Origin of the sequence: Pedobacter psychrodurus (genome assembly GCF_032678585.1) — a bacterium.
Lineage (GTDB): Bacteria > Bacteroidota > Bacteroidia > Sphingobacteriales > Sphingobacteriaceae > Pedobacter > Pedobacter psychrodurus_A.
Genome location: NZ_JAVTSN010000020.1, coordinates 53,132 through 76,194 on the forward strand (window position 1 = coordinate 53,132; position 23,063 = coordinate 76,194).

Genomic DNA, 23,063 nt, shown 5'->3' on the forward strand with positions numbered 1-23,063 from the left:
GAATGTTTACCATTGTAAAAGTATACGCTGTGCCGAAAAACCTGGCCCAAAGCTGAGCATCAAACCTTTTTCGCCTGCTGCGGGTTTTTTATCCATTATCCTTTCTAAAACATACAAAACCGTTGCGCTGCTCATATTTCCGTAAAGTCTTAATACTTCTTTGGTATCATCTATATTTTTACCGAGCTGGCCAAACAGTTCTTCCACGATCTGGATAATCTTTTTTCCTCCGGGGTGAAAAATCAGGTGGTCGATATCATTAATAAGCAAATTATTTTTGGCCAGAAAGGGGTGGATGATATCGGGGAAATGACCGGCAATTGTTTCGGGCACGGCTACATCGAGTACCATTTGCAACCCGGTATTGGTGAGTTTAAAACCCATCATCTCTTCGGCATCATAGAAATGGTACATTTCTTCGGCTAAAATTTCCGGACCATGGTCTGCCTCGTCCGAACTTAACAGCACACAGGCTGCACCATCGCCAAATATGGCCGCACTTACAATGTTGGCCATCGAAAAATCGTTGAGTTGAAAAGTTGCCGTGGGCGATTCTACTGCTACCACTGCCGCACGTTTACCAGGGTTGGCTTTCAGGAAGTTTTTAGCGTAAAGAATGCCCGATACCCCAGCGGCACAGCCCATTTCGGTTACGGGTAAACGCACAATATCCTGCCGGAGTTTTAATAAATTGATCAGATAGGCATCTAAAGAAGGAATCATGATGCCTGTGCAGCTCACGGTAATAATGTAATCTAAATCCTGTGCTTGCCAACTGGCTTTTTCGAGTGCTGATGTTAAACATTGCGCACCCAGTTTGATGCCTTCCCTAACATAAATGTTGTTTCGCTCCTCAAAACTTAAATCGCTAAATACTTCTTCGGGCGACATGATCGAATAGCGTTTGTCAACCGCCGCACCTTCGAAAATCTTTTTTACTTTTCTGACAAAGCGGTCGTCCTGATCTTTTAGCCAAACATCAAGGAAAGGTAAAATTTCATCAGTTGATCTCCAGAATTCGGGCAAGGCTTTACTTACTGCTTTTACGATTACGCTCATATTGTTTTAATTATCCATTGGTAGCGGAAAGCCCATTTCCATTTAATCGAACCCGATTTCAGGTTTAATTGTTTGCTGTATTTAATCAGGTCTGCTCTTTTAAATCCCCGGAGAATAGAAACTAATCCATCCTCCCGCGACATATCATTTAAACGGAATACATAACACAAAGCTTGAAAAAGACGATAAGCCAGGGCGCTTCTTTGCAGATCGTTGATGACGATGCCCATTTTGGCCGATTTTTTAATGTTTTCCAATAAATCAATAATCTCTTCATCTTTAAAATGATGTAACGTTAGGGTACAGAGCATAATATCGCAGGGTTCATCCTTGTTTAAATCCTGAAAAATATCGCTACATGAGTAGGAGATATTTGGATAACTGGTGGATAAACTTTCCGCGTGTTTGATGGTAAAACTATTGGCATCAATGCCTTTTAAAATAAAATGTAAACCCTGGCTTTTGGCATAATCGGCCAAAGTGCGCAGCATATCGCCATTTCCACAGCCAATATCAGTAATACGTATAACTTCCTGCTTTGGTTTGCTGTCGATTAAGCTTTTAATGCCATCCAATGTAACTTTATTACCGCCAAGCAATTGGTTAATACTGGCGATTTTATCGAGCGCATCACGTAATATTTCACCCTCCATGGCAAAGTCATCCATAATTTCGGGGGCAGTGCTTCTATATGTGGTATCTACAGACATTTATTGTGAGATATGGATTGGTTTTCCGTGTGTTTGTTTAATCATTTGCTTGAGTAGAAAAGGCATTCTGCTTAAGGTATTCATAGCAAAGCCATCAAATTTATTGTTTCTGAGCAATGCAGATAAAATCCTGCCCATCTTTAAGCGGGTTTTAAATTCCTTGTTCCATTGTGCAGTATATTTTTGTTCCAATGCTGTACGTGAAGTGATTTTACCTTCGAGTTTTTGATGTAATAGTACAGAAACAAGCTGAGCACCATGAATAGCCATGGCCATGCCGTTTCCGCAGAGCGGATGGATAAGCCCTGCAGTATCACCAATCATTAAAATGTGTTGATAAACAGGTTCTTTGGCTTGAAAAGAAATCTGACTAATGGTTAAAGGCGACTCGAATAAATTTTCTGCATTTTCTAAAATCGATTTTAAGTGGCTGTTTTTGTACAGGATGTTCTCCTGGTAAGCCACTATGTTTTTGTGTTTTTTGAAACTTTCGTAATCGGCCAGATAACAGATGTTTAACCGGTTGTTTTCTACTTTCGAAACGCCACAATAACCACCTTCAAAATTATGCAGACTAACTATATGATTCGGGAAATCGGATTTGTAATGGGCTTTTACAGCCAGATAGGGCGATTGTTTATGAATGAACTGCCGGTTGAGTTTAACATCTATGGCAGATCTTTTTCCATAAGCCCCGATCACATAAGGTGCAACATAAGTGTTATTTGCGGTTTCTACCGTAAATTGGTCATAGGCAAAGTTGATTTGCATTGCACGATCGTGTATTACCCTTATATTTCTTTTGATGAGTTCGGTATAGAGATAATGGTCGATGGTATACCGGCTTAGCCCAAAACCACCAAGTGGCAATTTGGTCTGAATACTTTTGCCCGAAAGGGATGTGAAAAGCAAATCGCTGATGAAAGTAGGTTTCAGATTTTCGATCGCTAAACCCAGCCATTCAAAATAGGGGAGCACTTCGTTCGAAATGTACTCCCCACAAACTTTATGGTGGGGGTAGATATCCTTCTCAATCAGTACCACAGGTATGCCCAGTTTATGTAAGTGGAGTGCGGCAGTTAAGCCGGCCAATCCACCACCAATAATTATAATTTCTGTTTCGGACTGCATAAGATGAGATGGAACGCTAATATAACGTTTTAATGATGTGATTGTTCCACCGCTTGCGCTTGTTTCCAAACGAATGCATCAGTAGCTTAACGATTTTATCGTTCTATATGTGCTGTCAGATGTTACCATCTGACAGGAATGATATTTGTTTGTGGCCATTTGCATTGGGTTTGCATCAATAGCTTAACGATTTTATCTTATAAACGATAAACTATTCAACGCTCGTTAGAAACGAGCGTTAGCTTTAGTTCTAAAACTCTTTTTTTTGATTAAACGGGATTGCAGCTCCGTCATTCAGACGGGAATATAAAGATCTGTGTTTATCATGGCCTGAACAGTCGGGCAGGTGTGCCCATCTGTGGTTAAAGCTCTTAGCCTACTGACATTAAATGAGCGTTAGTGCCAGGTTTTATCTATCGCTCCGTTCTTCCATATTCAGATCCGTATCAAACGGACTCTTGGTAAAAGGATAAATAGATTGTTTAACAAAACCTTTCGGATAAGCTGCTTCGTGTACACCCGTACCAGCCGGCCATTCTTTGCCCGGTAAATAATAGGTGCCGAAAATCATATCGATAAAAGGGAATATAGAGGCAAAATTATGTCCGTAATATTTAGGGTCCTCGCAATGGTGCCAGTGGTGATATTGAGGTGTTGTAAAAATATATTTTATTGGACCAAAGTTAATCCGCGTATTGGCATGGATCAGTACCGCATGGATGGCGATAAAAATAATGTATACATTAAACACCGTTGATGAAAAACCCAATACGTACAGCGGGATAAACGTCATGGCACGGGTGAAAAAGATATCGATAAAGTGCGTGCGACTTCCAGCCAGCCAATCCATATTCTGAGTAGAGTGATGTATCGAGTGGAAACGCCATAACGATACCCGGGTATGAAAGAAACGGTGTGCCCAGTATTGAAACAAATCGGTGCTGAAAAATGCCAGGAACAAAGCCACAATAAAAGGCAAGCCTTGCACCCAGGTATGGAGCTTGTCTAAACCCATCCAACCGAAAAACAATACGGCAGGTTTTTGTGTAACAATACCGAAAAACTGGATAAACAGGTGACTGATTACAAAATAAGTTAAATCGGTACGCCACTCTTCGTGGAACTTGGTCTGATCGTTGTTTTTTGGGAAGAACAATTCTAACGGAACAAAAATGGCTACCATTAAAAGTAAATCCAGAATCATCCAGTCCAAACCAAAATGCCAGCCCGATTTGGCAACATCGCGGCCTTCCACGCTTAATGCACCTAATACTACTGCCAGGGCACCGAGAGTAAAACCAGGCCATGCCCATTTAAGTTTTTTGCTCAGGATTAAGCTTAACAATGAAAAGAAAAAACACGCAATAACACCACCAAGCATTAAAGCTTCCATGCTATCTTTCGTATATATTTCGCGGAACTCGGGGGTGGTGAGTTTTTCGGGATAATGAAAACACAAGATACCTAAAAGTGCCAATACGGCTAAAAAAATAGAGATATATCCGCTAATCTGGCCCTGGCCTACTACTAATCTTTTATTTGGAGACATTAAATTATGTTTTGATAAACAACAATGATAATAAAAAAAGATAGAATAATTAAGGATTTAGTTTGGTTTTGGGTTAATCGGTAAATTGTTTAAATCGGTTAACTGTACGCCAAACGCCTGGCTCTAAACGCCTGGCCTTCTTTATATTTTCGTTATTTAAGAAGAATAATTAAATTACACCCTTAATAGCCAAATATTAAATAAATAACGCCTCAAACCCATGCCATACCACTTAAAAATCATATCAGCCATTTTTATAAGCTGTTTTTTCATCTTGCCACGCGCCTTGGCGCAACAAATGATTAAAGGGCAGGTTGTTAACGAAGCCAATAAAGGCATTGCATCGGTATCGATTTATAATAAACAAAAATTAATTGCCCTTAGCGATCCTGAAGGAAACTTTAGCTTTAAAATAGACTCCTTAAATAAAGGCCAATCGCTTTCGTTCAGTTCGGTGGGTTATGAAAGCCATTCAGTTAAAGTTGATGAACGCAGCATTGCCAGTGACCTCATCGTTAAGCTAAAAGACAAATACGTTAAATTAGATGATGTCCATATTTATCCTGCTAATTTTGCTGCTACCCTAATGAAAAATGCGATCGCGCACCTTGCCGATACCGGTGTGGTGAGCGAAAAACTGTTGTGCAGGCAATACATGGTAAAGGATGGTAAATACTACAGTTATGCCGAAGGTTTGTTAAACCTCCATACTGATGAATATAAAAATGATATCAAGTTGCAACTGGATGGGCTACGAAGGCTTAAGGAACTCAAGAAAACTGGTAGTGTGAAGATCAATTATGCGGTTGATTTAAGAATTGAGCTTAAGTCTTATTTTGTAAGTAATCTTAACGATAACATGCTCAGCGAGGATAACGATTATGAAATTGAAGGTCAGGTGGAATATGAAGACACCAAGTGTTATAAAATCTCTTTTACCAGGGCAAGGAATGTAGTTTACAAGCGCAAGAACGGGTGGGTTTATATCACCGTAGATAAACATCTGATTAAAGGGATGGAAAGCAATATTGCTACGATAAACAAAAGTATGATCTGGATAAACAGGCAAAACTATAGCATCGAAAATGGTTTAGCTAAATTATCTTCCACTTATTTAAAGTGTAATGTGGTAGCCGGATTATTTTCGGAAGGGGAGCCTTCGGCCGAGATGGAACTGCTTTTTCTGGAAAATATAGACCCCGAACAAAAAAACAACAACAACTATTCTACCTTAAAACTCAGACAGGATTTTTATCTATACCCTAAAAAGAACAATGTTGAGCTTTGGACAGCACTTTATCAAAAACATAACCTATCTATTCCAAAGGTAATTGTCGAAACCTATAAATCGGATAAAGATATATTGGAACAGTTTTAAGTTTATTGGGTTAATCGGTTAATTGTTTAAATCGGTTAACTGTTGTAGGGCGGCTAATGCTATCGCCGTTTAACCGCAGAGTATGCAGAAAAAATGGCGAGGAGGAAGCAGAGCTGGGTCATTAGTGATTTTTTAAATCGGTTAACTTTACGCCAAGCGCAAGGCTGATTAATCGGCTCATCCACGCCAAACTCCCAGCTCTGAACCCCCAACCCGAATGGTTGATCGACTTCGGACTGTTTCCATCTTTCCAAGCTCCAAACGCTCAACTCCAAACTAATCTTGGTCATTCCATCATCTCTCTTCCATTTTACATGCTGATGAAAACCATTCCATCGCCTTAACGGTTGCTTTATTAGGCTGATGCCTTTCTTTTTTAAATAATCAGTATTTTTGAAACCACAATATGTTAGTTAACTATCTACGTCTTTTACTGCTTCCTTTTTCGTTGATTTATGGAATCGCCATTATACTCCGCAAAAAATTATACGATTGGGGCTTGATGCGATCTGTACAATTCGATTTACCCGTAATCTGCGTAGGCAATCTGGCTGTTGGCGGATCGGGCAAAACACCCACTACCGAATACTTGGTGAGGTTATTGGCCGATTATAAAATTGCGATATTGAGTAGGGGTTATGGCCGCAAAACAAAGGGATTTATTCTGGCTGATGCCCATGCGACTGCCGAAACCATAGGCGATGAACCGCTACAATACCATCAGAAATTTGCAGGTGTTACCGTTGCCGTTTGCGAAGACCGTGTACATGGGATTAAACAGCTCAAAGAAAACCATGATTTGATTATTCTGGATGATGCCTTTCAGCACCGCGCGGTAAGGGCAGGTTTTAACATCCTGCTTTTCGAATTTAGGAAATTGGGCACCTTACAGTTTTTATTACCGGCAGGTAATTTGAGGGATGTTTTCTCCTCACGTAAAAGGGCAGATGTATTATTGGTGACCAAATCGCCCGCGCCCTTGTTACATGTTGCACAACAGGCATCGGTAAACGAGCTACAGCCCAATGCCGATCAGCCCGTATTACATTCGTACCTGAAATATGGTGATCTTATTCATTTATACCAGAACGAAAGCCGTACGCTCCAATCGGTTAAGGATTTCGAAATTTTCCTATTAACGGGGATCGCGAACCCCGATCCACTCATTGAGGAGCTTGGAAAATATTCCAAAACAATTAAACACGAAGAATTTCCGGATCATTATGCTTTTAAAGAAGCCGATATCCAGAAGTTTAAAAGCACTTTTTTAACCGGAAATAAAAAAGATAAAATCATCATCACAACAGAAAAGGATAGCAAGCGTTTAAGAGCTACCGGATTTGAAGATTTACTGGTAGATTTACCTGTATATTATTTACCCATCGAGGTTGAATTATTTGAAGAAGATAAGATTACCTTTGACGAACTCATTTTAAACTATGTTAAGAGCAATAGAAGAAACCGTTGAATATATAAAACGTAAAACAGAGAACTTTAAGCCAGAAATAGGCATTATTTTAGGTACTGGCTTGGGTGGCCTGGTAAAGGAAATCGAAGTTGAGCATCAGTTGATGTATTCTAATATTCCAAACTTTCCGATTTCTACTTTAGAATTTCATAGTGGTAAATTAATTTTTGGAACATTAAACGGCAAGAAAATTATTGCCATGCAAGGGCGTTTACATTATTATGAAGGCTATAGCATGCAACAGATTACCTTCCCGGTAAGGGTAATGAAGGGTTTGGGCATCGAAAACCTGATTGTATCCAATGCAGCAGGTTCATTAAACCCCGACTTCAGAAAAGGCGATTTAATGATTATTGAAGATCACATTAATCTACAGCCCGATAACCCATTGCGAGGTTTGATTGAAAGTGACTTGGGGCCACGTTTTCCGGATATGAGCCAGCCTTATAAACGCGATATCATTGCGAAGGCCTTAACTATAGCCAAAGAAGTTGATATTAAATGTCACAAAGGTGTTTATGTAGCCGTTTCAGGTCCGAATTTAGAAACCAAGGCAGAATATAAATATTTGCGGTTGATAGGTGCCGATGCCGTTGGCATGAGCACTGTGCCAGAAGTAATTGTGGCCAACCATGCAGGTTTGCCTGTTTTTGCCATTTCTGTGTTAACAGACGAAGGTTTTCCTGAAGATCTGCAGCCCTTTAATTTAGACGAAATTTTGGCTGCTGCGGCCAAAGCTGAGCCAAAAATGACTGAAATTTTAACCCGCTTAATCGCCGAACTGTAAGATGCGTAAGGTTGTTCAAATCTGTTTTTTGCTGTTCATGCTAGCTGGCATCAATGAGGCCTTTGCACAGGATTTAAAAACAAACGTGGGTACCAATAAGGAACTCGATTCGGTTCGGAAAAAATTGGATGGCGGAAAAGATTCAGTTGTTTTTACTGCAAAATATATCCGTTTTACCAAGCTATCGTTAAGTAAAGATAGCATCGTATTATTGCCTTTAGACACCACCACTACCAATATCCAGAATTATAGTCCGCTTTTGCAGCCCTTGCATCCTACCATCAGTACGGGTAACATGGGTTTAGCCGCGCGGCCATTGTTGTTCGAGCCCAGTAAAAGGATCGGTTTTGATGTAGGCTTCCATTCATTCGATTATTATGCGTTAACACCTGAAGATATTATTTATTACCAGGCCCGAACGCCCTTTACGAGTTTGTATTTTATAAGCGGTGGAAAAACGGAACAGCTTTTTAGAGCCATCCATACCCAAAATATCAAGAAAAACTGGAATGTGGGCGTAAATTTTAACCGTGGAGATTCTAAAGGTTTTTATGCCAGGCAACGTGGCGATAATTTGAATGTGGCTGTATTTTCCTGGTATCAATCGCCAAGCAAACGGTACAATATGTGGGCATCGGCCATTTTTAACACCATGCGTGGTTATGAAAACGGTTCGGTAGTGGCTCAAAATATTTTTGATCCGGGTTATAATAAGATCACGAGGGATGCCGAAGCGGTAAACCTGTCGGATGCGCGGAACATGTATAAAAAGAATACTGTGTTTTTAAAGCAAACTTATTATGTAGGCCGGATAGATACATCTGCCAATGCAAACAATGCTGTTTTGCCAACCAATAAGGTTACCTATACCTTTGAGTACAATAACGAAAGTTACGATTTTTATAAAAATGGTACCGATCCGAACAATGTTTTGCCTCCGGGCATCAATAGCACAACCTTTACAAACGATTCTACCCATGTGCAGCACATCAAAAATGAATTTATTTACAGTTTCTTCTTAAGGCCTAAAAGTTCTTCGCTCATTAAAAATGAGCTAAAACTTGATGCTGGCGTCAGACACGATTATTATAAACATGAGTTTCTGGGCATTAAACAAGACGGTAAATATTTTGAGCAAAGCCGCTTTGCCTATCAAAACATTACCATTTTAGGCGCTGCGGGTTACAGGTTCTCGAATAATATCGATTTTAACTTAGATGTTCAGCAGATTTTGCAAGGCGAAAATGCCGGCGATTACCTTTATGAAGCGAAAAGTAAAATCCTTTTGGGTAAAACAATAGGCCGGCTCGAATTAGGCGCATACGTGCAGAACCAAACGCCAGCTACCATTTTCAACTATTACCATGGCAACCACTACCAATGGAGCAATAACGATTTTAAAAACACCAAAATTGCCAATTTATCTTTCAACTACATCAATGATAAATATGCTTTTAATGTAGGGGCTAAATATTTCTTAACCAGTAACTACCTGTATTTTGCTGCCGACCATAGCAATGGTACAACAGCCATTTTGCCTAAGCAGGAAACAGCAGATATCAGTTTAATCAGGTTTGATGTGTCGAAGAAGTGGAAGTTTGGCAGATTTGCGATGGAAAATTATGTTGCTTACCAAAAAACCGACAAAAATGCCATTTTAAGAACACCCGAATTTTATACTTATAATAGCATTTATTTTGATAATACCTTTTTTAAGGTGTTAAAAGCAAACATTGGTATCGATGTAAGGTACAATACGGAATATGCAAATTATCTGTACTCACCGGCAACCGCACAGTTTTATATCGATGAAGCCAATCCGGTAAGCTTTGTTTCCAAACCGATTGTTGATGTGTTTTTTAAAGCCAATTTAAAGCGGGCCAATCTGTTTGTTAAATACGATTTTATCAATCAAGGTTTGTTTCAAACAGGATATTATACTGTAAACAGATACCCTATGCAGGATGCCTTATTAAAATTTGGCGTAACCTGGAACTTTTACGATTAAAACCATCAGGCATTAAAAAAGCCGTGCCAATTTTACATCGGCACAGCTTTTTTATTTTAAGGCTTTTCTTAGAAAGAATAACCAACTGAGAAACCTAACACACGGTTAGTTAATTTATTGGTGTTCGCCTGTCTGTCTTTAGGTGTTAAATCTGTTAAACCTAAACCATAGTTGGCACCCACTAAAAATCCTGAATTGGTACGGTAAGCTAATCCAAAGTTTGCACCAAATTCTGTACTGTTGTAGTTTTTATCACTGGCACTGCCAAACGATAAGTCTCTATCGTTAGAGGTGGTAACAGTAGCGCTGTTATTATTCGAATTGTTCACGGTTGTAACGGTAGTTTCACCTTTGTCTTTACCTGAAATATTAAAGCCTATATACGGACCTGCACTGATCTGAACTGAACCAGCATCACCTGTAGGAATTCTAAATACTGCATTAATCGGCACCTCAATGGCCATTAAATTGGTTTTAACAGAAGATGTGGTGGTAACGGTATTACCCAAAGCGGTATTCGTGCTCACAGATTCGAATTTATTGCCCTTGTTTTGAAGTGATACACCTGGCTGGATAAAGAAATTATTTCCTACACCAAAATCACCAAATGCGGTCACATTAAAGCCAACATTGTTTTTTGCATTATCGTTAAAAGTATTGGCTGCGGCATCATCGCCACCAGCATGAAATTTTGAGAGGTTAACACCGGCTTTAATTCCAAAACGCGAAGTTTCACCAGTCATTTTTGTCTGTGCAAATGCACCTGTTGCCAATAATAAAACTGAAGCGCTTAATAATAACTTTTTCATAATATTTTTCTTTTAGAAGAATCTTGTTTAAAAATTTCAGGCTTTTACCTGTTGTTAATTACAAGCCTCAATTCCAAAAGCTGTGCCAAAGTATCAAGTCTGTTACAAATAATTCTATAATCTATTGGTTTACAGGTTCTTTTTTGATGGATTTCAGTATAATTACCATGCCTATTACTTCAAGTGGCAGGGGCATTTGTCTGTATACATAACAGGAATAGAGAAAAGAATGAAGCATTCCCAGCTTAAATCTACAATGCCAAAGCGAAACCGAAATTAAGTTTTTTGCGGTTTCTTTTTTGCCGCTGGGAAAAGCACATTATTTAAAATCAACCGGTAGCCTGGCGAATTTGGGTGCAGGTTTAAATCTGTTGGCGGATCACCAACAGCATGCTGGTAATCTTCAGGATCGTGGCCGCCGTAAAAAGTAAACTGTCCTTTGCCAATTTCGCCGTGTAAGTACCTTACCTCTGCAGCACCTTTGTTTTCGCCCAAAACGGTAACACTTGTTTTAACCAGGCTTTTTCTAAAGGCCGTAGTTTGCCCCATAAAACCTTTGATTACCTTATCGTGATCCTGCGTGAGCATCGTGGGTACGAGGTCCCATTTGGCCGAAAAATCGAATAGTGTGAAATAATCGTTGCTTTGGTTCAGTGTTCGGGTCTGAGTAGCATCAATATCCGAAAATTCATAATTCATCGGGTTGTTGTCCAGTTTGAAATTCTGAAAAGCCAGTGTTTTATTAAAATCCAATTTGGCCTGTGCATTAGGATCAGCAGCATCACCATCAAACATCTGCGCACAGATATCTACACCATCGGCAGCCAGCGCAATATCGAAACTATCGGTACCCGAGCACATGGCAAACAGAAAACCACCACCTGCACAGTACTCTTTAATGTGTTTAGCTACTGCCAGTTTCATTTCCGAAACTTTTTTATAACCCATACGTTTGGCCAGGGTTTCCTGGTTTTTGACATCTTCCTGGTACCAGGTGGCGTACCTGAAATTGGCCCAGAAACGCCCATATTGTCCGGTAAAATCTTCATGGTGCAGGTGTAACCAGTCGTATTTGCTCAGCTTGTCCTGTAAAATATCATCATCATAAATTACCTCATAAGGTATTTCGGCATAGGTTAATACCAGTGTTACCGCATCATCCCAGGGTAATTTACTTTTTGGTGAGTAAACGGCAATTTTTGGCGTTTTCTCCAGTTTAACCATCTCCATGTTTACCGAAGGATCACTGATCTCGTTCAACAGATTGGTCACCTTCCCGTCGGCCAGTACTTCGTAAGATACCCCACGGATTTTAAGTTCATCCTCAACCGTTTTATTATATTTAATTAAAAAGCTTCCGCCACGGTAGTTTAAAAGCCAATCCACCTCCAGCTGTTTGCTGATCGTCCAATAAGCAATCCCATAAGCTTTAAGGTGGTTTTTTTGGTCCTCGTCCATGTAAATCAACAGGGATGAAGCCCTTAAGCCTAGGGAGCAAAGCAGGCAAATCAGCAGGATATAATATTTCTTTGTCAAATCAATTCGCTTAAAACACTAAAATACCGCATTTAAACTGTATAGAAAAATTTAATGATGTTATAAGTTATACAATTTTGTTATTTTTGCCCTCTACTAAAAAAACGAGAAAGTTTTTGAGGTAAATAAAATTTAAAATTAGTACCGATATTGATATGAGTAAAGCAATAATAAAAACAGAAAAAGGCGAAATGACTGTAGAATTCTACGACAATGATGCGCCGAAAGCCGTTGCAAACTTTAAAAAATTAGCTAAAGAAGGCTTTTATGATGGTGTAACTTTTCACCGTGTAATTCCTAACTTTATGGTTCAGGGTGGATGCCCAAATTCAAAAGACCCGGCTAAAGCACATTTAGCAGGTACTGGTGGCCCGGGTTACAAAATTGATTGCGAACTGGACGGTGAAAATCAGTTTCACGACCGTGGTGTATTATCAATGGCCCATGCTGGCCGCAACACTGGTGGTTCACAGTTTTTTATCTGCCACAGCAGAGCAAATACAGCACATTTAGACCGTAACCATACTTGTTTTGGTAAAGTTGTGGAGAATGTTGATCTTGTGGATGATATCCGCCAGGGCGATAAAATTTTAAACATTGAAGTTTTAGAAGATTAAAAAATAGAGGCGAGATTTGAGACATTAGATTTGAGACTTAATTGCTCTGATTGATGCTTCTATCTCATTTAATAATTGAACAAAGAGTTTTAGTTATTTGATTTGAGTGGTTTCTCATATCTCATATCTCGAATCTCATATCTCACAAAAAATATGAATTTAAGAGGAATTGTTGCCGTATCTGGCAGACCAGGTTTATTTAAACTGGTTGGACAAAATAAAGTAGGTTACATTTTAGAGGGTTTAGATGCTCAGAAAACTAAAGTTGTAGCCAATATCACCAATACAAAATTAGCTTCATTAGAAGATATTACCGTGTATGGTGAAGAAGAAGAAATTAAACTGGCTGATATTTTTGCCAAGATTTCTGCAAAAGGAGCTACTCCGGATTTGAAAGGCGATTTACGTGCTTACTTTCTTGAAGTAGCACCAGGTCACGATCAGGAAAAAGTTTATGCTTCTGATATGAAGAAAATCATTACCTGGTATAACTTGTTAAAAGATCTTCCTTTGTTTACAGAAGAGACTCCTGAAACACCAGGTACACCTGCAGAGGTTAAATTATCAGAAGAAAAAGCAGCTTCAGATAAAAAACAAAAAGCTACAGGATCTAAAGCATCAGCAAGTGCTAAAGCTACTACTAAAACTTCAGCGCCAGCTAAAAAAGCGAGCATGACCAGTAAAAAAGGCGTTTAAGCTTTATTTTACTTATAATAGAAAACACCAGGCGATTCGTCTGGTGTTTTTTTTGTGGAATTAATCGAAGAAATAATAAAGCAATGCAACGATAACCAAAGAAGCAATGATGCTGATCCATAGGTATTTATTATTGCCGTTCTGATTGCTTTTATATCGGTATTCCCGTTTATATTTATCTAATAACATCGTCTCTTTTATTTAATGATGATTTTTATCTTGCTTTTCCATATTTTATTTCCATCCTCCATCTCACCTTTCCCATTATCCATCCTACCTCAGCCATCTTCCATCAGGCTATGCGTGATGATAGGGTTCGCCCTTTAAAATGCTGAATCCGCGGTAAAGCTGCTCTACAAAAAACAACCTGATCATCTGGTGCGAAAAGGTCATGTCGGATAAGGAGATTAAACCGTTTGCCCTTTTGTAAATGCTTTCGTCAAAGCCATACGGTCCGCCAATAATAAAAATTAAATGCTGCACACTGCCGATCATCTGTTTATTTAAGTAGTTGGAAAATGCTACCGAGCTGTATTTTTTCCCCTTTTCATCTAATAAAATAACAACATCGCCATTATTGATTTGTTTGTGCAACAGTTCAGCTTCCTTGGTTTTTTGCTGTGCTTCACTGAGGTTTTTAACGTTTTTTACATCTGGCAAGGCCAAAAAACTAAAGTTAATATAATGTTTCAGGCGGTTGATGTATTTGTCAATGCCTTCAATCAGATACTTGTCTTCGGTTTTGCCAATGGCGATCAGCGTAATCTTCATTTAATATTTCCCTATCTTTAGAATTTTCGAGATTCAAACTTAGAGAAAATTGTAACAAATAATACAATTTATCAGTCTGATGCCTTCGAAAATATATATACAGAAGCCATCATGTTAAAACAACAAGCAGAAATAATAGCCGGTTACGATCAGAAAATTAAGCAGGTTACAGGAGAGATCGATCAAACGAAAAAACTGATTGATCAGCTTTCTTTCATGCGTATCGGTTTGTTTTTGGCCGAAATTTTACTGTTTGTCTTACTGCTGCGCTCTGCAGATGATGGATTACGCACCTTAATACAGTTTGGTTTAGTGGTGCCTGTAATTGCTTTTGCGTTTATTGTACGCCGGCAAAGCATTCTGGACCGGGAAATCGATTATAAAAAACAGCTTTTATGGGTGTACCAAAACGAGTGGAATATTTTAAACGGTTTAGAAAACGGCTACGATCAGGGTAAAACTTTCGAATCGGAACTCCATCCATATAGCTCCGATCTTGATATCTTTGGAAATGCTTCTCTATTTGCGCTTGTTAACCGTTGCAGTACCAAAAGTGGAAATGAGCTATTGGCCAAAAGTTTTGCAGAAAAACCGATCCTGGATAAAATTCGCCTGCGTCAGGAAGCCGTAAAAGAAGTGATTGAAAAGATAGCCGAAACCTATAGTTTTAGGGCTAGTCTGCATGGCTACGATCCGGATAGAATAGAACAGATTAAAATCCAGTTAAAACAACAATTAGGCGCACAACTGGAATTTGTTAAAGGAGGCTTTTTAAGGTTTTATGTAAAACTGCTGCCTTATATTTCTATTGGCCTAATTTTGGCCGCGCTGTTTGTTAGTAGTGTTTTTTGGAAGATATTGGCTTTGCTGTTTGTGATCCACACGGGATGGAACGTGTTATTGGGTGCAAAGATTAACAAGGTATTTTATAGTTTCGGTGGAAGCTCAGGCTTGCTTAACGGTTATGCCAGCGCCATTTTGTGGACAGAAAATCAAAACTGGAAAAGCCCATACACATTAAACTTATTAGATTCTAAAATTCCGGTCAGTAAAGAAATCAAAGCCTTATCTAAAATTATCCAGAATTTTGATGCCCGGTTGAACCTCATTGTAGGTGGAATATTAAATGCACTTTTATTGTGGGACTTGAGGTGTTGTATCAGTTTGGCAAGCTGGTACAAGTCATCATCAGCGGATGTAATTTCTGCACTTGATCATTTAGGCGATTTCGAAGAACTCATTTCATTAGCCACAACGGCTTATAATCAGCCTGATTGGGTTTTTCCGGTCGTGACAGATCAATTTGCCTTAACGGGTACCCATATCGGCCATCCGCTGATTAACGAAAAATTGAGGGTAAGTAATGATTTTCACCTGGAAGCAAAACCTACTGTTGATATTGTAACCGGTTCCAATATGGCTGGTAAAAGTACCTTTCTGCGCACCTTGGGCATTAATATGGTGTTGGCGTATTCTGGTGCACCTGTTTGTGCCAAAACAATGCAATTATCTGTTTTTTCGATCAATACCTATATGCGGATCAAGGATTCATTGAATGAAAGTACTTCTACTTTTAAGGCCGAGCTAAACCGTTTGAAAATGATTTTAGACAACGTAGTAAAAGATAAGGATACTTTTGTGTTGATTGACGAAATGCTGCGGGGCACAAACAGCAGGGATAAATACCTGGGGTCGAAAGTTTTTGTAGAAAAGCTGATTGCCGAAAAAACACCTGCACTTTTTGCCACCCACGATTTACAATTGGCCGATCTGATTAAAGGCCATCCCGAAACCGTACGTAATTTCCATTTCGATATTCAAATTACCGAGGGCGAAATGAGATTTGATTATTTGCTAAAATACGGGCCGTGTAAGACTTTTAATGCAGCTATTTTATTGAAGGAAATTGGTTTGACGTTGGATTAATATTGGTGGAGTTGGATATTTTAATCTGCTATTTAATAGATTAAATTTTTAACTTCAACTTTTAACAAAACGCTAAAACTGCTCTAGACTACGATTTCTCATGAAACAGGCCATTATTTATAGCTTAAAAGTGACATTAACTACACTGTTACTTAGCCTTCCGATCACCTTTGCAATCATGATGGCGTACCTCAAGATATTGCCAATCATTATTTCAAATTATAGCGTTAATGTTCATTTGGATCTGAAAGATGCTGCCGTATTTATTGCTTTTACTTTCTGCGCACTTTTATTTAATATGCGTAAAATTAATGGCATCGCCCAGTCAGTTTATCATAAAAAGAGGATTGCAGGCAATGCGCTTATGACCTCAATAGCATTGTTTATGCTTTACTTATTGGTATTTGGAAAGTTAATGTCTCTTGCTGTTGATGAATTTTTGGTTACCTACGGGCCGTCTTTTTTGATCACGTTTATTTGTATGAGGGTTTTTCAACTTCGGAAAGAAGAAGAAAGTATATATAATGATTCCAAAAGCATTATTGTTGAACCTTTTGGTCGATTGATTTACAACAGAAAAGAGAAAAACTGGTATGGGGTAGTGCCAAATCTTCATCCTGATCATAATATTGAATTATCAATCAGTACAGAAAGCGAGGATCAGCAAATAGACGATAAAGTAGAGCTTGTTAAAAAACTAGCTTCTGATTATGACGCTATAATTGCCAATTTGCAATATTTAATTTTCAGGAGATTTGAGAATACCAACTTTGAAAAATCATTGGATGAGATAAAAGAGATGTATAATTTAATCAGTGTGGATCTAAAATCTGACAGTAAAACTTGGTGGCTGGTTATGGAGCCAGATTTTAAGGTGGCATCAATATATAATCACTACCAACGTTTCACCATGGTGGATCGGGAAATTGTTTGGGCAAATTTTGATATTGATCATCATATTTCATCTAGAATGGTTTGAAATATTAAATCTTCTAAGATGATTACATCTGAGCACAATCCAAAAATATCTTAATTAAACCGATTATCCCGATATTGTTTTGGCGAAATGCCCATCACGCTGGAGAACAGCCGGCTAAAATAATAAGGATCGTTAATGCCGATTTTCTGTGCAATTTCATTGATCCTTAAATTGGTGAAAAGCAAATACTGAGTGGTTTTCTGAATTTTAAGCTGGTTAAAGTAATCAATGGGCGAAGTGCCCGTTTTCTTTTTAAATATAGCCGATAAATAGGAGGGGGAAAGGTACACTGCCAAAGCCATTTCTTTTAAGGTAAGCGTCTTCTCGAGGTTGTTCCGCATAAAATCTATAGCTTCTTCAACCTTGTCAGGATCCATGATTTTATCGTTATTGGGCAGTTTATCGGAATAAACGATTTCGGCAATATAATAGTGGAAACATAAATTGGCATAAATGATGTTTTCTCTGCTAAAACCTCTTTCCAACCGGTTATAAATGGTATCGAACAAGAGGGTCCGTTCCTCACTAAAACCTGCATAAGCTTTATAGTGCTGTAACGATGTCACAAGCTGGTCGGCACCTATCCCTGAAAAGTGGAACCAATAAATAGTCCATGGTAAATCTGGGTCGGCCTGGTAAATATGGGGTGTTTTTTTAGGGACGATGATATAATTTCCTGCTTCGATGTGGTATACGGTACCTTGAAATTCTACGGTTCCCATTCCCTCTACACAATATATTAGAATATGTTGCTCCGCACCATTTTTTCTTTGGATATAGTGGTTCAATGCCTTACGGTAATAGCCCATGTCGGTAATGAATATATTATTTATGATTCCATTGTCTGTACATTGTTTGAGAAGTACATTCTTTGGAATGATGATGGATTTTAGCAAATCAAAACTATTTTTTGGTTTATCCTGTAGCTTCTCCATGTTCAATTTTTAATAAAAAGTAATATAATCCATTTTTTGAGCAAGTTAATACATTTTTATCTTTTATATTTTTTTGATCTTTGGTTAAGGGAAACAATCATTTAGTGGATAAGGCTAATCATTGTTTCTTGGATTGATGTTTAGCTTAATTTAACTTTGTATATAAATACAAAACTGATAAAAATTAGCTTAAGTTTATTTTAACCAAATGTTATTGAATAAAAAAATACTATTTGCCTCTGGCTTTGTGCTGGTGGCAATCGCTTTAATTGCTTTTTCACTTTTTTCTTCAGAGAAACCAATTGATTTTAATTCACAGGTTAAACCTATTTTAAATAAAAAGTGTATTTCTTGCCATGGAGGCGTTAAGCAACAGGGTGGTTTTAGTGTGCTGTTTAGGGAAGAAGCCCTGGCCAACACCAAAAGTGGTAAACCGGCCATTATTCCTGGTCACCCGGAAGATAGCGAGTTTATAAAACGCCTGAAATCTAATGATCCTGAAGAAAGGATGCCTTATAAACATCCAGCCTTAAACAATGATGAAATTGATATTTTAAGCGGCTGGATAAAGCAGGGCGCAAAATGGGGCAAGCACTGGGCCTATGTAAGTGTAAAACCAACAGAAGTGCCCGATGTGGGTAACGATTGGGCGCGCAACGACCTGGATAAATTTATTTTTGCAAAACTCGAAGAAAACAAACTCGAACCTTCTAAAACGGCTGATAAAGCTACTTTACTAAGAAGGGTAAGTTTGGATCTGATCGGAACCTATCCATCAGATCAGCTGGCGAAATTTTATCTGAACAGTAAAGATGAGCCCCAAGCTTATCGTATTCTTGTTGATAGTTTATTGGCTTCGCCTAAATTTGGTGAGCGTTGGGCATCCATGTGGCTCGATATTGCCCGTTATGCCGATACAAAAGGTTACGAAAGCGATCCCAACCGGAATATCTGGAGTTATCGCGATTGGGTAATTAAAGCTTTTAATAGCGATATGCCCTATAATAAATTTGTGACGGATCAGATCGCTGGCGACTTATTTCCAAACCCGACTGATGCACAGTACATCGCGACAGCTTTTAGCCGCAATACCCCTACCAATGATGAAGGGGGTACCAATAACGAAGAGTTTAGAACAGCAGCAGTTTTAGATCGGGTAAATGCCACCTGGGAAGGATTAATGAGCACCACTTTTTCTTGTGTTCAGTGCCATAGCCATCCCTACGATCCCTTTAAACATGATGAATACTACAAATTCATGTCGTATTTTAACAATACCAGAGATGAAGATGTATCAGCAGAGTACCCTTTGCTCAGGAATTTTAACGACAGTTTAAAAAATGAACTCAATCATTTAACCAGTTGGGTTAAAACGGTTGCAGGCAAAGAAAGAGCTGATCAGATGAGCCTGTTTTTGAAAACAGGAGAGCCCACCATCAATTCAACAACGGCTGATGAATTGGTGAATTCGGTAATTGGCAACAATAACATTGCACTTTATTTTAAAAATAGTTCATCGGCCAGGTTAAAATCTGTAAACCTCGAAAATGTAGATCAATTGATTCTGCGGTTCAACTGCAGTCAGCCAAATGGTACGATGAGTCTGCATCTGGGTTCACCAAACGGACCAGTGATTAAATCGTGGAAAGTAGCCCAAACCCAGGGTTATCAAAACGTGGAGGTCGATTTTCCCAAACAACGTGGCCAACAGGATGTGTACCTAAAATATACCAATCCTTCAGTCAAAAATCCGGATCAGTTTATAGTGTATTTCGATTGGTTTTACTTTACCAAACAGTTTCCTGGTAAGGGTAAGCCCGAATACGCGGCCATGAAAAAAACATTTGCAGATTTAATGAATGCGCAAGTGCCTACCACGCCGATTATGGTCGAAAATCCATTAAGCATGCAGCGCAAAAACTATGTATTTGAGCGTGGCGCATGGACATCAAAAGGTAAAGAGGTAAAAGTGGGTGTGCCTAATTCTTTGGGTTTTGCGATGCCTAAAAATGCCCCCGATAACCGGATGGGTTTGGCCATGTGGCTTACTGATAAAAGAAATCCGCTGGTATCCAGAACAATGGTTAACCGCTTATGGGAGCAATTGTACGGGGCAGGTTTGGTAGAAACGCTTGAAGATATGGGTACGCAGGGCATGGCGCCAACCCATCAGGAGCTATTGGATTTTATGGCCTATCAGTTTATGTACAAATACAACTGGAGTGTTAAAAAGATGCTGAAAGAACTGGTAATGATGGCTACTTACCGGCAAGACAGTAAAGTATCGGAAGAATTGAAGGAAAAAGACTTGTTTAACAAATTTTATGCCCGCGGCTCACGTATCAGGTTGAGTGCTGAGCAGGTGAGAGACCAGAGTTTAGCTGTTTGTGGTGTGTTAAGTAATAAGATGTACGGACCGCCGGTAATGCCCTGGCAGCCTGAAGGCATTTGGTTTTCACCTTACAATGGTGCCAAATGGGTCACTAGCGATGGAGGCGAACAGTACCGCAGAGGGATTTATACCTATTGGAAAAGAACGGCTCCATATCCATCGGCCATTGCCTTTGATGGTGCTTCGCGGGTAGTTTGTAGCCCTCGGCGCATCCGTACCAATACCCCTTTACAGGCCTTGGTTACTTTAAATGATAGTGTGTATATCGATCTGGCCAGAAAACTGGCAGTACGTATGGGCAAAGTTGGGGGGAACACCAGTAAATCTAAAATTTCGAAAGGCTACGAACTCATCCTGTATAAAACCATTCCGCAAAACAGATTAAAGGTATTCGAGGATTTATATGCAAAGGCATTTGATGAATTTAGAAAAAATGCGGCCAATGTATCGGCATTTATGGGCGATAAACAAAAGAAATTTAGGCCAGAAGATGCGGCAATGGTTTTAGTGGCCAATGCAATGCTTAACCTGGATGAAGTAATTACCAAAAATTAAGTTGATCTATTATGACAAGAGATGAGTTAAATGCACATAGATTAATTAAAGAAGCGCATGAGGCCAATGCACGCCTCCACTCGCGGCGACATTTTTTAAAAGAAAGTGCCATGGGACTGGGTGCTTTGGCAATGGGTTCTTTGCTGGGTGGCTGTGGAAACCTTTTTTCGAGTCCACAAACCAAAATTGCCTACGATCCCGCACATCCATTATTGCCCAAATCGCCACCTTTGGTAGGGAAGGCCAAAAGTGTAATTTATTTACACATGGCTGGTGCGCCCTCTCAATTGGAGTTATTTGATTTTAAACCTGAACTGATGAAAATGGATGGGCAAGATTGTCCGCCATCTTTACTGGCCGGGAAAAAATTTGCTTTTATCACCGGTGTACCCAAAATGTTGGGACCGCAGGCTACTTTTGCCAAACACGGTCAGTCTGGTGCTTTAGTGAGCGATAATTTACCGCATTTTTCGACTATGGTAGATGAGGTAACCTTTTTAAAAGCGGTGAAAACAGATCAGTTTAACCATGCTCCGGCACAGTTGCTGGTGCATACTGGCTCGCCCCGTTTAGGCAGGCCAAGTATGGGTAGTTGGGTAACTTATGGTTTGGGTTCAGAAAATCAAAATCTGCCAGGTTATGTGGTACTTACCAGTGGGGGAAGTTTCCCCGATGCCGGGAAAAGTGTTTGGGGCAGTGGTTTCTTACCATCGGTATACCAGGGTGTGCAATGCCGCAGTGAAGGAGATCCGGTGTTATTTATCAAAGATCCCGATGGCATGAACCGCGATTTGCGGAAAGCCTCTATCGAAGCGATTAACAAAGCCAATGAGCAACAATACCAGGAGTATAATGATCCGGAAATCTTATCGCGGATTGCACAATATGAAATGGCCTACCGGATGCAGATATCGGCACCAGAGGTGATGAACATCAATGATGAACCCGCCTATATTCATGAAATGTATGGCACACAACCTGGTAAAGCCTGTTTTGCCAATAATGTATTGCTTGCCCGAAAACTGGTGGAAAAAGGAGTACGCTATATTCAGTTATTCGATTGGGGATGGGATGCACACGGAGACAATCCAAACAACTCACTCAATATCGGATTGAAAAATAAATGCAGAAGCATCGACAGACCGATCACGGCCTTACTGCTCGATTTAAAACAACGTGGTTTGTTGGAAGAAACCTTAGTGGTATGGGGTGGCGAATTTGGCCGTACACCGATGATGGAAAACCGGAATGGCATACAAAATCCGTTTAAAGGGCGCGATCACCATACAGAAGCATTTACCATTTGGATGGCCGGCGGAGGCGTTAAAAAAGGTTTTACACATGGCGAAACCGACGAAATAGGTTACAGTGCGATCAGTGGAAAAGTTGATGCTTTTGATATTCAGGCTACTATTTTAAATCAGTTGGGTTTTAATCATGAACAATTTACCTACCCATTTCAGGGCCGCCCGTTCAGGTTAACCGATGTAGCGGGGAAGGTGATCAGCGAAGTGGTGGCTTAATGAGTCCGGAGTCCGAAGTCTTGAGTCGAAAGTCGATTAACCTCTTGAGGTTGGAACCAGGCGCTTGACGCACAGTTAGCTTTTTTAGTTTAGGGTTTAGCGGTTAGCGCACAGTTAACCGATTAAACAAATCACTAATATTCAATAACCAATTATCAGTGAATTAATGAACGATTAGACTATCAACTATTGACCAGTGAAGCAGTTGCCAGTTTTCGGTTGACAGTTAACCGA

19 protein-coding genes are annotated in these 23,063 nt (G+C 39.5%); 10 read left to right on the plus strand and 9 right to left on the minus strand.

Features of this window, described 5'->3' with window-relative positions; all coding sequences use genetic code 11:
- Positions 1-6 precede the first annotated feature (6 nt).
- The 4 genes from R2S57_RS14515 to R2S57_RS14530 all read right to left on the minus strand — a co-directional run bounded on the left by R2S57_RS14515 (position 7) and on the right by R2S57_RS14530 (position 4,449).
- A complete protein-coding gene (locus R2S57_RS14515) occupies positions 7-1,059 on the minus strand; it encodes a type III polyketide synthase (RefSeq protein WP_316845678.1) in 1,053 nt (350 codons plus the stop codon).
- Complete coding sequence (locus R2S57_RS14520) at positions 1,056-1,769, minus strand: methyltransferase domain-containing protein (RefSeq protein ID WP_316845679.1); 714 nt, start codon at positions 1,767-1,769, stop codon at positions 1,056-1,058. The genes R2S57_RS14515 and R2S57_RS14520 overlap by 4 nt, the downstream gene beginning before the upstream one ends.
- Positions 1,770-2,900, minus strand: coding sequence for an NAD(P)/FAD-dependent oxidoreductase (locus R2S57_RS14525; RefSeq protein ID WP_316845680.1), 1,131 nt, complete (start codon positions 2,898-2,900; stop codon positions 1,770-1,772). It lies immediately after the preceding gene.
- Positions 2,901-3,309: 409 nt separating this feature from the next.
- Positions 3,310-4,449 carry a sterol desaturase family protein gene (locus R2S57_RS14530; RefSeq protein WP_316845681.1) on the minus strand — a complete coding sequence of 380 codons (1,140 nt, stop codon included), beginning with the start codon at positions 4,447-4,449 and terminating at the stop codon, positions 3,310-3,312.
- 220 nt (positions 4,450-4,669) lie between these two features.
- Between R2S57_RS14530 and R2S57_RS14535 the strand changes: the two genes are divergently transcribed.
- The 4 genes from R2S57_RS14535 to R2S57_RS14550 all read left to right on the plus strand — a co-directional run bounded on the left by R2S57_RS14535 (position 4,670) and on the right by R2S57_RS14550 (position 10,090).
- The gene (locus R2S57_RS14535; RefSeq protein WP_316845682.1) at positions 4,670-5,827 is read left to right on the plus strand and encodes a carboxypeptidase-like regulatory domain-containing protein; all 1,158 of its coding nucleotides are present in this window, start codon (positions 4,670-4,672) and stop codon (positions 5,825-5,827) included.
- A 406-nt stretch (positions 5,828-6,233) separates the two neighbouring features.
- Positions 6,234-7,295, plus strand: coding sequence for a tetraacyldisaccharide 4'-kinase (gene lpxK, locus R2S57_RS14540; protein ID WP_316845683.1), 1,062 nt, complete (start codon positions 6,234-6,236; stop codon positions 7,293-7,295).
- Entirely contained in the window at positions 7,267-8,082 is an 816-nt protein-coding gene (locus R2S57_RS14545; RefSeq protein ID WP_316845684.1) for a purine-nucleoside phosphorylase, read from the plus strand. Before lpxK ends, R2S57_RS14545 begins: the two co-directional genes overlap by 29 nt.
- Positions 8,083-8,119: 37 nt before the next feature.
- Complete coding sequence (locus R2S57_RS14550; protein WP_316845685.1) at positions 8,120-10,090, plus strand: putative porin; 1,971 nt, start codon at positions 8,120-8,122, stop codon at positions 10,088-10,090.
- A gap of 68 nt (positions 10,091-10,158) precedes the next feature.
- Here the strand turns inward: R2S57_RS14550 and R2S57_RS14555 are convergent, their stop codons facing one another.
- Entirely contained in the window at positions 10,159-10,899 is a 741-nt protein-coding gene (locus tag R2S57_RS14555) for an outer membrane beta-barrel protein (RefSeq protein WP_316845686.1), read from the minus strand.
- A gap of 276 nt (positions 10,900-11,175) precedes the next feature.
- The gene (locus R2S57_RS14560) at positions 11,176-12,357 is read right to left on the minus strand and encodes an asparagine synthetase B (RefSeq protein WP_082458716.1); all 1,182 of its coding nucleotides are present in this window, start codon (positions 12,355-12,357) and stop codon (positions 11,176-11,178) included.
- 233 nt (positions 12,358-12,590) lie between these two features.
- Here R2S57_RS14560 and R2S57_RS14565 point away from each other — a divergent pair, with 233 nt between their 5' ends.
- On the plus strand, positions 12,591-13,052 hold the full coding sequence (locus R2S57_RS14565; RefSeq protein WP_316845687.1) for a peptidylprolyl isomerase: 462 nt from the start codon (positions 12,591-12,593) through the stop codon (positions 13,050-13,052).
- Between the two features lie 153 nt (positions 13,053-13,205).
- A complete protein-coding gene (locus R2S57_RS14570) occupies positions 13,206-13,748 on the plus strand; it encodes a DUF5606 domain-containing protein (protein ID WP_316845688.1) in 543 nt (180 codons plus the stop codon).
- A 60-nt stretch (positions 13,749-13,808) separates the two neighbouring features.
- Here R2S57_RS14570 and R2S57_RS14575 read toward each other — a convergent pair whose 3' ends face one another.
- Positions 13,809-13,937, minus strand: a complete 129-nt coding sequence (locus R2S57_RS14575) for a hypothetical protein (protein WP_255352031.1) — start codon at positions 13,935-13,937, stop codon at positions 13,809-13,811.
- A 108-nt stretch (positions 13,938-14,045) separates the two neighbouring features.
- Entirely contained in the window at positions 14,046-14,519 is a 474-nt protein-coding gene (gene rlmH / locus R2S57_RS14580) for a 23S rRNA (pseudouridine(1915)-N(3))-methyltransferase RlmH (RefSeq protein WP_316845689.1), read from the minus strand.
- Positions 14,520-14,630: 111 nt separating this feature from the next.
- On the opposite strand from rlmH, the gene R2S57_RS14585 reads away from it, so the two are divergent.
- Together R2S57_RS14585 and R2S57_RS14590 are read left to right on the plus strand one after the other, a co-directional pair.
- Positions 14,631-16,445, plus strand: coding sequence for a MutS-related protein (locus R2S57_RS14585; protein ID WP_316845690.1), 1,815 nt, complete (start codon positions 14,631-14,633; stop codon positions 16,443-16,445).
- Between the two features lie 100 nt (positions 16,446-16,545).
- Positions 16,546-17,424 carry a hypothetical protein gene (locus R2S57_RS14590; RefSeq protein WP_316845691.1) on the plus strand — a complete coding sequence of 293 codons (879 nt, stop codon included), beginning with the start codon at positions 16,546-16,548 and terminating at the stop codon, positions 17,422-17,424.
- A gap of 50 nt (positions 17,425-17,474) precedes the next feature.
- Here R2S57_RS14590 and R2S57_RS14595 read toward each other — a convergent pair whose 3' ends face one another.
- Positions 17,475-18,359, minus strand: coding sequence for an AraC family transcriptional regulator (locus R2S57_RS14595; RefSeq protein ID WP_316845692.1), 885 nt, complete (start codon positions 18,357-18,359; stop codon positions 17,475-17,477).
- A gap of 208 nt (positions 18,360-18,567) precedes the next feature.
- Here R2S57_RS14595 and R2S57_RS14600 point away from each other — a divergent pair, with 208 nt between their 5' ends.
- Both R2S57_RS14600 and R2S57_RS14605 read left to right on the plus strand, forming a co-directional pair.
- Positions 18,568-21,306, plus strand: coding sequence for a DUF1553 domain-containing protein (locus R2S57_RS14600; protein ID WP_316845693.1), 2,739 nt, complete (start codon positions 18,568-18,570; stop codon positions 21,304-21,306).
- Between the two features lie 11 nt (positions 21,307-21,317).
- Positions 21,318-22,829, plus strand: coding sequence for a DUF1501 domain-containing protein (locus R2S57_RS14605; RefSeq protein ID WP_316845694.1), 1,512 nt, complete (start codon positions 21,318-21,320; stop codon positions 22,827-22,829).
- Positions 22,830-23,063 lie beyond the last annotated feature (234 nt).